A 12,687-nucleotide genomic window follows, 5' to 3' on the forward strand; every position below is an offset into this window, starting at 1 on the left:
TCGCGAAGGCGGCGATCGTGGCGGCTACAGCCAGCCGCGCGGCGACGGCTACGGCCGTTCGCGCGAAGGCTTCGGCGGCGGCCGTCGTGACGGCGGCCCGCGTGGCGCGCGTCGCGATAGCTAAGCAACGCTGAAAACGGCACCGGGCGGCGAGTCATCATCGCCCGGCGTCCGCAGCCCCAAAAAAGACCGGTGCTTCGTCACCGGTCTTTTTTTGTCCGCACGCAAGATTTCACGATATGAAAAAATTTTTTGCTCCGTAAAATCTCGTGCTGCGTGGCACAAACCAGGCCATTGCGAGATGGGAAACAGCGTTTCTCATCACGAAATCTGCGCTATAAATCATTGATTTAAATGGACTAAAAATCCTTCAAATTCCCCATTGCCGCCCTGTTGCGGGGCCATCGATTTGCCTAGACTCTTATATAAGAGTTCGCGAAACGAAACGCCTCCGGCCCCACAACGAGACCAGGCTTCGCGAAGTTCACCGGTTTAGTCGTTCCGATCAGCGGTTCATCTATCAGGTCAACAGAAGGAGCCCACCATGTCGACGCGTCAACAGCAAGCCGAGCAACTCCAGCAGCAATGGGACACGGATCCGCGCTGGAAAGGCATCAAGCGCAACTACACGGCCGACGACGTGGTGCGCCTGCGCGGTTCGATCCAGCCCGAGCACACGCTCGCGAAGCAAGGCGCGGAAAAGCTCTGGCAGGGCGTGAACACCGAGCCGTTCATCAACGCGCTGGGCGCCCTCACCGGCAACCAGGCGATGCAGCAGGTCAAGGCCGGCCTCAAGGCGATCTATCTGTCGGGCTGGCAGGTCGCGGGCGACGCCAACCTCGCGGGCGAAATGTATCCGGACCAGTCGCTCTACCCGGCCAACTCGGTGCCGCAAGTGGTCAAGCGCATCAACAACACGCTCACGCGCGCCGACCAGATCCAGTGGTCGGAGGGCAAGAATCCGGGCGACGAAGGCTATACCGACTTCTTCCAGCCGATCGTCGCCGACGCCGAAGCAGGCTTCGGCGGCGTGCTGAACGCGTTCGAACTGATGAAAGCGATGATCGAAGCCGGCGCCGCGGGCGTGCACTTCGAAGACCAGCTCGCCTCGGTCAAGAAGTGCGGCCACATGGGCGGCAAGGTGCTGGTGCCGACGCGCGAAAACGTCGCCAAGCTGACGGCCGCGCGTCTGGCCGCCGACGTCTGCGGCGTGCCGACCGTGCTGCTCGCCCGCACCGACGCCGAAGCCGCCGACCTCGTCACCTCGGATATCGACGACAACGACAAGCCGTTCCTCACCGGCGAACGCACGGTGGAAGGCTTTTTCCGCACCCGCAACGGCCTCGAACAGTCGATCTCGCGCGGCCTCGCCTACGCGCCGTACGCCGACATGATCTGGTGCGAAACGGGCAAACCGGACCTGGCGTTCGCCAAGCAGTTCGCCGAAGCGATCCACAAGGAATTCCCGGGCAAGCTGCTTTCGTACAACTGCTCGCCGTCGTTCAACTGGAAGAAGAATCTCGACGACGCGACGATCGCCAAGTTCCAGCGCGAGCTGGGCGCGATGGGCTACAAGTTCCAGTTCATCACGCTCGCGGGCTTCCACTCGCTGAACTACTCGATGTTCAACCTCGCGCACGGCTATGCGCGTCAGAACATGAGCGCGTTCGTGGAACTGCAGCAGGCCGAGTTCGCAGCGGCCGAGAAGGGCTTCACCGCCGTGAAGCATCAACGCGAAGTGGGCACGGGCTACTTCGACGCCGTGACGCAGACGGTCGAGCGCAACGCGTCGACCACGGCGCTGCACGGTTCGACGGAAGACGAGCAGTTCTTCGATAAAAAGGTGGCGTAAGACCACCGCTGGCGAGGGTTGGGGAGCCCCCGCCCGTTCAGGCGCCGTCCGCACGGCGCGGCGGCCGGCATGTGAACCTTGGCGGGGCATGCCGGCCGCCGCCACCGCCGGACGCGCGCCGGACGCTTTTCACCGATACACGATCACCGATACACGATCACCGGAATCTTCGTATGACTGAGCACACGCTGGGTTTCGCTGCCGATCAGCAGGCTGCCCAGACCGCGACGTCCGTGCGAGGCCATGAAAATCACGTCGCAGCCCCGATTTTCGGCGGCTTCGATAATGCCGAGATACGGCGAAGGATGCACGCTGGTGCAGCTGTCGCACGCCACGCCCACGCTGTGCGCCGCCTCCTCGACTGCCTGCAGATGCGTGCGCGCCTCTCGCTCACTGCGCGTCTGGAAGTCGCCGGGAAGTTCGATGGCGATGTCGCCGGCGATGTTGCCAGGATACGGCGAGTACGGGTACTGCGGCATGCAGGCGTAGGCCGTGACGTGCGCGCCCAGCGTTCGCGCGAGTGCAATCGCGCCGTCGATCGCCTTTTTCGACAGATCCGTGCCGTCGGTCGGAACGAGGATGTGCTTGAACATGACGCCCTCCGTGTTCGTCTGCGCTGCCGGCTTTTTTCCGAACGCTTTTGCCTGGTCATCTGCCGATTGTAGTGCGCTAAAAAACACGCCGCGGCGGGCATGCGGGCATCTCCGCATATCGGAAACACCCACGTCCGGCCGCGCGTCGAGCGAATGTCGCTGGACGGATCGCGTCAGTCCTGACCCCAGTAACCCGGTTGACCGTACGTATGCTTGAGAAAGTCGAGAAAGAGGCGCACGCGCAACGGCAGGTGCCGGCGCTGCGGAAACACGGCATGAATGCCGATGGGCGGCGCGGCGTAGGCGTCGAGCACGCGCGCGAGCCGGCCCGCCGCAATGTCCTCGCCGACTTCCCACCACGAGCGCCACGCGAGACCGTGGCCCGCCAGACACCATTCGTGCAGCACCGCGCCGTCCGAGCACTCCATCGTGCCCGCCACACGGATCTGCACGACCTTGCCGTCCTGCTGGAACGTCCAGCCGCGCTGCTGATTCGCGCTCGCGCCGAACGCAAGGCAGTTGTGGCGCGCGAGATCGGCGAGCGTTTCGGGTTCGCCGCGCCGCGACAGATACGAGGGCGCGGCAACGACGACGCGCCGGTTTTCACCGAGCTTGAGCGAGACCAGCGACGAGTCGGGCAATTCGCCCAGCCGCACGGCGCAGTCGAAGCCTTCGTTGACCAGATCGACGAGCCGGTCCGAGAGATCGAGCGTGATCGTCACGTCCGGATGCGCGACCGTGAAATCGGGCACGAGCGGCGCGACGTGACGCCGTCCAAAACCCGCGGGCGCAGACACGCGCAAATGCCCGCTCGCCTTCACGCCGCCCGCCGAGACGCTCGCCTCGGCGTTCTGCATGTCGTGAATGATGCGCTGGCAGTCCTCGAGAAACGCCGAGCCCTCGAACGTGAGCGTGATGCGCCGCGTGGTGCGCACGAACAGCTTCACGCCGAGGCGCTCCTCGAGCGCGTCGATACGGCGTCCGATGATCGCGGGCGCCACGCCTTCGGCCTGCGCGGCGGCCGAAAGACTGCCCTTCGCGGCGACGATCGCGAAGGTTTCGATCTGCTTGAATCGATCCATCTGGAGAAAAAGGGAGCCGGATTGCGCAGCGCAAATGGCTGCAAAGATTCGAATGGTCGTCAGATTAGGTGGGTAAAAGTAAAAGATCAAGTGATCAATCGCGCCTTTTTCAGCAATCCACCTCATGAATACAATTCACCTCGACCTCTGACGACGGAGTGCAAGGCTATGTCGGCCACAACGACAACTCTTTTTCCCAAGGCGGTGATCTTCGACGCGTACGGCACGCTCTTCGACGTGCATTCCGTCGTCGCCGCCGCCGAGCAGATGTTCCCGGGCCAGGGCGAAGCGCTCTCGCAGCTCTGGCGTCTCAAGCAGATCGAGTACACGCAGTTGCGCACGCTCTCGGACCCCGCCGGCGCGCGCTACAAGCCGTTCTGGGACGTCACGCTCGACGCGCTGCGCTACGCCGCGCGCCGCCTGAATCTCTCGCTGACTGGCGCGGGCGAAAAGCGTCTGATGGACGAATACGCCTGCCTGTCCGCCTTCCCCGACGTTCTGCCGGTGCTGCGCCGCCTGCGCGAAACGCGCGCCGACGGCAGCCGCACGGGTCTCGCGATCCTCTCGAACGGCAATCCGCAGATGCTCGACATCGCGGTCAAGAGCGCGGGCATGAACGGCCTGTTCGATCACGTGCTGTCCGTGGACGCCGTGCGCGCCTACAAGCCCGCCTCCGCCGCGTACGCGCTCGGCACCGCCGCGTTCGACGCGGCGCCGCGCGAGCTGGTCTTCGTGTCGTCGAACGGCTGGGACGCCGCGGGCGCCGGCTGGTTCGGCTACACCACCTTCTGGATCAACCGCCAGCGTCTGCCCGCCGAAGAACTCGGCGTCGCGCCGCACGGCACCGGCGGCGGCATGGCTGAACTGGCCGCCTTCATCGAAACCGCCGCGCCCGCCGAACGAAGCCGCCCCCGCCCCAGCCCGGGCGCATGACGACATCGCGCAGCGAGCACGGATAGCAGCACACACGCATTCACAATCTGACCGACCAAGGAGTTAGCAAATGGCGAACACGTTGCAACTGCCGCAAGGCATGCAGATCACGGCCGAGATCCAACCCGGCTTCGAACAGATCCTCACGCCCGAGGCGCTCGAACTCGTCGCGAAGCTGCACCGCGCCTTCGAACCGCGTCGCCAGGAACTGCTGAAGGCGCGCGTCGAGCGCACGAAGCGTCTCGACGCCGGCGAGCGTCCGGACTTCCTCGCAGAAACGAAGTCGATCCGCGAAGGCGACTGGAAAATCGCCGCGCTGCCGAAGGATCTCGAATGCCGCCGCGTGGAAATCACCGGCCCGGTCGAGCGCAAGATGATCATCAACGCGCTGAATTCGGGCGCGGATTCGTACATGACCGACTTCGAGGATTCGAACGCGCCGAACTGGGACAACCAGATCACCGGCCAGATCAACCTCAAGGACGCGGTGCGCCGCACGATCTCGCTCGAACAGAACGGCAAGTCGTATCAGCTCAACGACAAGACCGCCACGCTGATCGTGCGTCCGCGCGGCTGGCATCTCGACGAAAAGCACGTGACGGTCGACGGCCAGCGCGTCTCGGGCGGCATCTTCGACTTCGCGCTCTATCTGTTCCACAACGCGAAGGAACTGATCTCGCGCGGCAGCGGCCCGTACTTCTATCTGCCGAAGATGGAAAGCCACCTCGAAGCGCGCCTGTGGAACGACATCTTCGTCGCCGCGCAGGAAGGCGTGGGCGTTCCGCGCGGCACGATTCGCGCGACCGTGCTGGTCGAAACGATCCTCGCCGCCTTCGAGATGGACGAAATCCTCTACGAACTGCGCGAACACAGCTCGGGCCTGAACGCCGGCCGCTGGGACTACATCTTCTCGGCGATCAAGAAGTTCAAGAAGGACGCGGACTTCTGCCTCGCGGACCGCTCGCAGATCACGATGACGGTGCCGTTCATGCGCGCCTATGCGCTCGAACTGCTCAAGACCTGCCACAAGCGCAACGCGCCGGCGATCGGCGGCATGAGCGCGCTGATTCCGATCAAGAACGACGCGGCCGCGAACGACAAGGCGATGGGCGGCGTGCGCTCGGACAAGGCGCGCGATGCGGGCGACGGCTACGACGGCGGCTGGGTCGCGCACCCGGGCCTCGTGCCCATCGCGATGGAAGAGTTCGTGAAGGTGCTCGGCGACAAGCCGAACCAGATCGGCAAGCAGCGCCCCGACGTCAACGTGACGAACAAGGATCTGCTCGACTTCCGTCCGGAAGCGCCGATCACCGAAACGGGCCTGCGCAACAACATCAACGTCGGCATCCACTATCTCGGTTCGTGGCTCGCGGGCAATGGCTGCGTGCCGATCCACAACCTGATGGAAGACGCCGCGACCGCCGAAATCTCGCGCTCGCAAGTGTGGCAGTGGATCCGCTCGCCGAAGGGCAAGCTCGACGACGGCCGCAAGGTCACGGCCGAACTCGTGCGCGCACTGATCCCGCAGGAACTGGACAAGGTGAAGGGCGTGGTCGGCGGCGATACGAAGCCGTATGAGCGCGCCGCGCAGATCTTCGAACAGATGTCGACGTCGGAAGATTTCGTCGAATTCCTGACGCTGCCGCTGTACGAGGAAATCTGATCGGCTTCGCTCGTCGCTGGATGCGATGAGCCGATGCGTCGATAAAAAAGGCCCGGCGGATGTGAGTCCGCCGGGCCTTCGTGTTTTCTGCGAGTTTTTCGCGGTGCGCGAGGTCGGCGCCTAGCGCGCGCGCCGATGCTCCACCCAGTCGCCGCTCGTGATCTCGGGACGGCCCGCGACCGCGCCCGGCGCGACCGGATAGTACAGGCAGTCGACGCGCTCGCCCTGCACTTCGAGGCTCACCGCCTTCGAGACGAACAGCCCGTCGACGCCCGGATAAACCTGCTCGATTTCGTCGAGCACGGCCAGCAGCGCATCGTCGATTTCATAGACATCGCCGACTACGCGTGCCTGCTGATCAGCCTGCTTCGCCGCGTCGTCGTGCGTGCCCGCCACCATGCCCGGATACGTGCCGAAGTCGAACAACCGACCCGACAGCGACGTGAGCCCGAGATGACGCGGACGCGCGATCGCATGGCGATCCGCGGCGAGGTTGATGTCGTTGATCTCGCCCGCGCGCAGCGTGCCGTAGACGAACACGTATTTCATGAATTCCGCTCCTTGCTCCTGATATCCGCGTCATTATGCGATAGCCAGAATGTTTGCGCGCGGCGTGGCGGGCGTGCAAAGGCACCATTAAGCGTCGATACGCGTCGATACGCGCCGATCCGTACACGCGCCTACAATGAGGCACTCCGTTGCTCCTGTCAGCGCCAACCCGCACAGATCGGCGCACACCAGCACCCGCATGCCGCCATGACCGCCGACGCCACCACCTTCGACGCCACCCCAGTCAGCGACGCCCTGCCCGCCGCCTTCGCCGAGATCCCGCCCGAGTTCGCGCCGAACCTCGAGCATCCGATCCGCGTACGCTCGCGGCCGATGGCCGCCGGCGTGCGCATTTCGAAGCACACCCATGCGTGGGCGCAGCTCGCCTATGCGTCGCGCGGCGTGCTGCGCATGGCCACGCCCGGCACGACGTGGATGGTGCCGCCGTCGCGCGCGATCTGGGTGCCACCGTACGTCACGCACGAAGTGGCGATCGTCGAGGACGCGTTCCTGCGCACGCTCTATGTCGATCAGTCGGTGATTCCCGCCGGGCTCGACGCGTGCCGCGTGGTCGAAGTCTCGGGCTTGCTGCGCGAATCGATCGCCGCCTTCGACGAACACGGCATCGCCCCGGCGCGCGAGCGTCTGCTCGGTGCGGTCGCGCTCGACGAGATCACACGCTCGGCGCCCTTGCCGCTCGCGGTGCCGATGCCCGAGGAAAAGCGTCTGCGCGCGCTCTGCGAAGCGCTGCTCGCCGATCCGGCCGGTCCGGGCTCGCTCGAATACTGGGCCGCGCACGTGGGCGCCAGCACGCGCACGATCGCGCGGCTTTTCCGGCTGGAACTGGGGGTGAGTTTTTCGCAGTGGCGTCAGCAGGCGATCCTCGCGCGCGCGATTCCGCTGCTGAATCAGGGCAAGCCGATGTCGATCGTCGCGCAGGAACTCGGCTATCAAAGCCAGAGCGCGTTTTCGGCGATGTTCCGGCGCGCGTTCGGCGAAAGCCCGCGCGCCTTTATCGCACGCGGGACCGGCGACCGTGAGCAGGATCTCGACGAAACGCATTCAGCGAACGACGAACCGCTCGAAGCGCCGGGCGATTGACGCAAGATCACACCAGGCGCGTCATGTGCCGGATCGAGCCGAGCCGCGCGAGCCGCGGTCCGGCAACGCGATAACCCATGCGCAGATAAAGCCGCGCCGCCGGGTTATCGACGAACACGCGCAGCTGCAATTCGCGCAGCCCGCGCTCACGCGCCCATTGATGCGAGATGTCGAGCAGGAACGTGCCCGCGCCATTGCCGCGGCAGCCCTCGGCGATCTGCACATCGCGGATGTGCAGCGAATCGCCTTCCTGCGTCACGCGCAGGACGCCGATCGCCTCGCCATCGAGTTCGAGAATGAAATTCTCCGATTCGCGATAGCTCGCGAGGAACAGATCGCCCCGCCAGATCAGATGATGCCGCTGGTAATAGCCGCCCATGTTCCGGCGCGTGAGCGACTCGGCGAACTCGAAGTCGTCCATGGAGGCGTGACGCAGCTGGAAGCGCGACGGAATGTCGTTCGGTGCGAACATGGCAGGCAACGCGGCAATCGCGGAAATTCGAAGTTTCGACAACGCTACGATAACGCGTCGCCTCAGGCAATGGCGTTTTGTCCGTACGCGCAGGAATCGCGCGCAGGAATCGCGCGCAGGAATGCACCGCAGCAGCGCCACACCCGCGCCGCACCAAAGATCGGAAGAGAAAGGGAAACGCCCGGACCGGAATCGGCGGCGCAAAAGAAAAAAGCCCGCTGGAACTTCCAGCGGGCTTTGATTCTGGCGGAGCGGACGGGACTCGAACCCGCGACCCCCGGCGTGACAGGCCGGTATTCTAACCAACTGAACTACCGCTCCAGTGCTGCTCTGACTACACCGGCGGGCGTTGGTTAGCTCCCGCTGGCGGCGTCGCCTTGCTACTTGCTGGCGCCGCAGAAAAACTTTGGCGTCCCCTAGGGGATTCGAACCCCTGTACTCACCGTGAAAGGGTGATGTCCTAGGCCTCTAGACGAAGGGGACAACACAGGCTTGCGCCTTGAACTACACGCTGCACGCTTGCGCGCACAACTCGAATCTGGCGGAGCGGACGGGACTCGAACCCGCGACCCCCGGCGTGACAGGCCGGTATTCTAACCAACTGAACTACCGCTCCAGTACTGCTCTGACTACACCGGCGGGCGTTGGTTAGCTCCCGCTGGCGGCGTCGCCTTGCTACTTGTGGCGCCGCAGAAAAACTTTGGCGTCCCCTAGGGGATTCGAACCCCTGTACTCACCGTGAAAGGGTGATGTCCTAGGCCTCTAGACGAAGGGGACAACACAGGCTTACACCTTATCCTGCTACAACTAAAAAGCCCGCTCACGATTTCTGAACGGGCTTCTATCTGGCGGAGCGGACGGGACTCGAACCCGCGACCCCCGGCGTGACAGGCCGGTATTCTAACCAACTGAACTACCGCTCCAACGCGACAATCACAAATGGGCATTGGTTGACTCCCACCTGCTGCCTCGCCAACCTCGTTGACGACGCTCATCTCTGGCGTCCCCTAGGGGATTCGAACCCCTGTACTCACCGTGAAAGGGTGATGTCCTAGGCCTCTAGACGAAGGGGACATGATCTTTTCAGATAATGCCTGACTACACTTTACAGCTATTCCTGCGAATCACCAGCTTTACTGCGACTGGGAAACAACCTGTTCTGATGGTGGAGGTAAGCGGGATCGAACCGCTGACCTCTTGCATGCCATGCAAGCGCTCTCCCAGCTGAGCTATACCCCCTTGCAGAACAGAAGCGAGATTTTAAACATCAATTTCGCTTTCGTCAAGAGCTTTTTGAATCTTTTTTTCATCGCTTCGGTGTTTCGGAGAAACATCGTTGCTCGATTCAAGCACTCTTTGCGTGAAACTTGCTGCTGTTTCGCGCTCCGTATTCAACGGAGCCCGAATACTACAAGAACTATCGGCAGCGCGCTAGTGCCAGAGCGAAAAAAATTCAAAAAAAGTTCACGCCCCTACTTTTTGCGTGCCGCCGGGAGCCTGCGCAATGCTCACATCAAGCCACTTCAGGCGCCCTTCGCAAGTCCTTGTTCGATACGGCTCACCACGACGTCGCGGCCGAACTGCGTCAGCACGGCGTCGATTGCAGGCGTATGCGTGGTGCCCGCAACGAACAGACGCACCGGCATCGCGAGTTGCGGCATCTTGAGCTTGTGCGTGGCGAGCGTGGCCTTGAACGCGGCCGAGATCGCTTCCTTGGTCCACTCGGCAGCCTTGAGCGCGACAGCGAGATCGGCGAGCGCCGGACGCACGGCGTCGGTGACGTGCTGCGCGAGCGCATCCGCTTCCGGCTGCGGTTCGCGATAGAACATCATCGCGCTTTCAGCGATCTCCTTGATCGTGTTCGCGCGATCCTTGAAGAGCGCGACCACGCCGTCGAGCGCCGGGCCCTTCGCGAGCGCCGCTTCGTCCACGCCGAGCGCCGCGAAGAACGGCTTCGACAGCTCCGCGAGGCGCGCGTTGTCGACTTCCTTCAGGTAGTGGTTGTTGAGCCAATTCAGCTTGTTGTGGTCGTACTGCGCCGGCGACTTGCCCAGATGCTCCAGATCGAACCACTCGACGAACTGCTCGCGCGTGAACACTTCCGCGTCGCCGTGCGACCAGCCGAGGCGCGCGAGATAGTTGAGCACCGCTTCCGGCAGATAACCGGCGTCGCGATAGCCCATCACGCTCATCGCGCCATGGCGCTTGCTCATCTTCTCGCCCTGCTCGTTCAGCACGGTCGGCAGATGCGCGTACACGGGCGGCTCGGCGCCGAGCGCGCGCAGGATGTTGATCTGGCGCGGCGTGTTGTTCACGTGGTCGTCGCCGCGAATCACGTGCGTGATCTTCATGTCGAGGTCATCGACGACCACGCAGAAGTTGTAGGTCGGCGTGCCGTCCGGACGCGCGATCACGAGGTCATCGAGTTCCTCGTTCGAGATTTCCACGCGGCCTTTAACGGCGTCTTCCCACGCGACCACGCCCGTGAGCGGATTACGGAAGCGCAGCACGGGCTGCACGCCTTCGGGCGGCACCGGCAGCACCTTGCCCGGCTCCGGACGCCACGTGCCGTCGTAGCGCGGCTTCTCGCCCGCGGCACGTTGACGTTCGCGCAGCGCGTCGAGTTCTTCCGTCGACATGTAGCACGGGTACACGAGACCCTGCTGCTGCATTTGCGCGAGCACGTCGCGATAGCGGTCCATGCGCTGCATCTGGTAGAACGGGCCTTCGTCGAAATCGAGGCCGAGCCACTCCATGCCTTCGAGGATCGCGTCGACCGATTCGGACGTCGAACGCTCGACGTCGGTGTCCTCGATCCGCAGCACGAAAACGCCTTCGTTGCGGCGCGCGAACGCCCACGGATAGAGCGCGGAGCGGATGTTGCCGAGATGGATGAAGCCGGTCGGGCTCGGCGCGAAGCGGGTACGGACGGGAGTCGTGGTCATGGGCGAATACTCGAGGACGATGCCGGCCGGCGAGCGGAAGGCGCGGCGGCGTTGCGCGCAAGGCGGACAACGTCGCGCACGCGTTCCGTCGGCGGCGCTCGGCGAAGGTTCGCGGCGCGGGCCGTGGCGGCGCGGCGGGCTCGTGGAAAAGCCCGACGGCGCACGGCGCTCACGCGAACGAAAACCGGGAAAATTAGAGACGGGATTATACCCGCCGCCAGCGGCTTCGGCCTTGCCGGGAGTGGGCGCGACCCGCCGCCGGACAGAACCTGACGCGATGGCGCGCCACGTCACGCCGCGTTACACGTACGAAGCGTAATCGCGTATCGCTTTGCCTTATCATGTCGGCGCGCTGGCCTCCTCGCCAGTTTCGCCCGGTCCGCAGCCGCGGTCCGCGAGAAAAAATGCAGCGCGCCCGCCACACGCTCGACGTTCCTGCCCGCGCCGCCTGGAGAATTTGCTTGAAGTCCCGTTCGAAGCCTGACCAGCACAACGATCTCGATCAGCCGCAGTCCGCGGCGCCCGCCGCCTCGCCGTCACTGAGCCGCCGCCATTTCTCGCTCGCGTCGCTCACCTCGCTCGCGGCCGCCTCCTCCGTCCTCGCCGCCTGCACGACCACGGGCACGGAAACGCCGCAGAACAAGCCGCAGGTCGCTCCGCCGCCCGTCGCGCGCAATCCGCGCCCGATCCGCGTGGGCCTCGCGCTCGGCGGCGGCGCCGCGCGCGGTTTCGCGCACATCGGCGTGATCAAGGCGCTCGAGGCGCGCAACATCCAGGTCGATCTGATCACCGGCACGAGCGCGGGCTCGGTGGTCGCGGCGCTCTACGCGTCGGGCCTGAACGGTTTCGCGATCAACAAGCTCGCGCTGACGATGGACGAAGCCTCGATCAGCGACTGGGCCATGCCGTTCCGCACGCGCGGCATCCTGCAAGGCATCGCGCTGCAGAACTTCCTGAACACGACGCTGCACGACCGCCCGATCGAGAAGATGGCCAAGCCGCTCGGCGTGGTCTCCACCGATCTGCAAACCGGCCAGCCGATCCTGTTCCAGCGCGGCAACACCGGCATTGCGGTGCGCGCGTCGTGCAGCATTCCGTCGATTTTCGAGCCGGTGAAGATTGGCGGCCACGAATACGTCGACGGTGGCCTCGTGAGCCCCGTGCCGGCCTCGTTCGCGAAAAAGATGGGAGCGGACTTCGTGATCGCCGTGGACATCTCGGCGCGCCCGGAAACGGCCTCGACGCTGAGCCAGTTCGACGTGCTGATGCAGACCTTCACGATCATGGGTCAGTCGATCAAGACCTATGAGCTCGAAAAATACGCCGACGTGGTGATCCGTCCGAGCCTCAACGCGATGTCGAGCAGCGACTTCACGCAGCGCAACGCCGCGATTCTCGCGGGCGAGGAAGCCGGCGCGCGCGCGGCGGCGGAAATCGAGCGCAAGCTCGCGGCGGCACGCGCGGCCTGAGCGCCCAAACCGGGCGCCACATCAGCGC

10 protein-coding genes and 7 tRNA genes are annotated in these 12,687 nt (G+C 64.4%); 5 read left to right on the forward strand and 12 right to left on the reverse strand.

Annotated elements, in window-relative coordinates; genetic code table 11:
* The first annotated feature begins 544 nt into the window (after window positions 1–544).
* Window positions 545–1,852 (forward strand): isocitrate lyase, encoded by a 1,308-nt coding sequence (gene aceA, locus G3N97_RS17540; RefSeq protein WP_205994395.1) that lies wholly within the window; start codon window positions 545–547, stop codon window positions 1,850–1,852.
* Between the two features lie 143 nt (window positions 1,853–1,995).
* On the opposite strand, the gene G3N97_RS17545 is transcribed toward aceA, so the two are convergent.
* Both G3N97_RS17545 and G3N97_RS17550 read right to left on the reverse strand, forming a co-directional pair.
* Window positions 1,996–2,445 (reverse strand): universal stress protein, encoded by a 450-nt coding sequence (locus G3N97_RS17545; RefSeq protein WP_065060362.1) that lies wholly within the window; start codon window positions 2,443–2,445, stop codon window positions 1,996–1,998.
* Window positions 2,446–2,618: 173 nt separating this feature from the next.
* Window positions 2,619–3,527 carry a LysR family transcriptional regulator gene (locus G3N97_RS17550; RefSeq protein ID WP_065060193.1) on the reverse strand — a complete coding sequence of 303 codons (909 nt, stop codon included), beginning with the start codon at window positions 3,525–3,527 and terminating at the stop codon, window positions 2,619–2,621.
* Window positions 3,528–3,695: 168 nt separating this feature from the next.
* Between G3N97_RS17550 and G3N97_RS17555 the strand changes: the two genes are divergently transcribed.
* Together G3N97_RS17555 and aceB are read left to right on the forward strand one after the other, a co-directional pair.
* On the forward strand, window positions 3,696–4,460 hold the full coding sequence (locus tag G3N97_RS17555) for a haloacid dehalogenase type II (protein WP_205994396.1): 765 nt from the start codon (window positions 3,696–3,698) through the stop codon (window positions 4,458–4,460).
* A 70-nt stretch (window positions 4,461–4,530) separates the two neighbouring features.
* Window positions 4,531–6,123 carry a malate synthase A gene (gene aceB / locus G3N97_RS17560; protein WP_205994397.1) on the forward strand — a complete coding sequence of 531 codons (1,593 nt, stop codon included), beginning with the start codon at window positions 4,531–4,533 and terminating at the stop codon, window positions 6,121–6,123.
* A 120-nt stretch (window positions 6,124–6,243) separates the two neighbouring features.
* Here aceB and G3N97_RS17565 read toward each other — a convergent pair whose 3' ends face one another.
* Window positions 6,244–6,672, reverse strand: a complete 429-nt coding sequence (locus G3N97_RS17565; protein WP_205994398.1) for a gamma-glutamylcyclotransferase family protein — start codon at window positions 6,670–6,672, stop codon at window positions 6,244–6,246.
* 207 nt (window positions 6,673–6,879) lie between these two features.
* On the opposite strand from G3N97_RS17565, the gene G3N97_RS17570 reads away from it, so the two are divergent.
* Complete coding sequence (locus G3N97_RS17570) at window positions 6,880–7,773, forward strand: helix-turn-helix transcriptional regulator (RefSeq protein WP_205994399.1); 894 nt, start codon at window positions 6,880–6,882, stop codon at window positions 7,771–7,773.
* Window positions 7,774–7,780: 7 nt separating this feature from the next.
* Here G3N97_RS17570 and G3N97_RS17575 read toward each other — a convergent pair whose 3' ends face one another.
* From G3N97_RS17575 to gltX, 9 genes are all read right to left on the reverse strand, one after another.
* A complete protein-coding gene (locus G3N97_RS17575) occupies window positions 7,781–8,245 on the reverse strand; it encodes a GNAT family N-acetyltransferase (RefSeq protein ID WP_205994400.1) in 465 nt (154 codons plus the stop codon).
* Between the two features lie 244 nt (window positions 8,246–8,489).
* Window positions 8,490–8,566: transfer RNA gene (locus G3N97_RS17580), tRNA-Asp, on the reverse strand.
* 86 nt (window positions 8,567–8,652) lie between these two features.
* Window positions 8,653–8,728, reverse strand: a tRNA-Glu gene (locus G3N97_RS17585).
* A gap of 56 nt (window positions 8,729–8,784) precedes the next feature.
* A tRNA-Asp gene (locus G3N97_RS17590) sits at window positions 8,785–8,861 on the reverse strand.
* 85 nt (window positions 8,862–8,946) lie between these two features.
* A tRNA-Glu gene (locus tag G3N97_RS17595) sits at window positions 8,947–9,022 on the reverse strand.
* A gap of 69 nt (window positions 9,023–9,091) precedes the next feature.
* Window positions 9,092–9,168 (reverse strand) — tRNA-Asp (locus G3N97_RS17600).
* A gap of 75 nt (window positions 9,169–9,243) precedes the next feature.
* Window positions 9,244–9,319: transfer RNA gene (locus tag G3N97_RS17605), tRNA-Glu, on the reverse strand.
* A gap of 89 nt (window positions 9,320–9,408) precedes the next feature.
* Window positions 9,409–9,484 (reverse strand) — tRNA-Ala (locus G3N97_RS17610).
* 284 nt (window positions 9,485–9,768) lie between these two features.
* Window positions 9,769–11,190 carry a glutamate--tRNA ligase gene (gltX, locus tag G3N97_RS17615; RefSeq protein ID WP_205994401.1) on the reverse strand — a complete coding sequence of 474 codons (1,422 nt, stop codon included), beginning with the start codon at window positions 11,188–11,190 and terminating at the stop codon, window positions 9,769–9,771.
* 539 nt (window positions 11,191–11,729) lie between these two features.
* Between gltX and G3N97_RS17620 the strand changes: the two genes are divergently transcribed.
* Window positions 11,730–12,659 carry a patatin-like phospholipase family protein gene (locus G3N97_RS17620; protein ID WP_241030648.1) on the forward strand — a complete coding sequence of 310 codons (930 nt, stop codon included), beginning with the start codon at window positions 11,730–11,732 and terminating at the stop codon, window positions 12,657–12,659.
* Window positions 12,660–12,687: the final 28 nt, after the last annotated feature.

The organism is Paraburkholderia sp. Ac-20347, assembly GCF_017104805.1.
Classification (GTDB): domain Bacteria; phylum Pseudomonadota; class Gammaproteobacteria; order Burkholderiales; family Burkholderiaceae; genus Paraburkholderia; species Paraburkholderia tropica.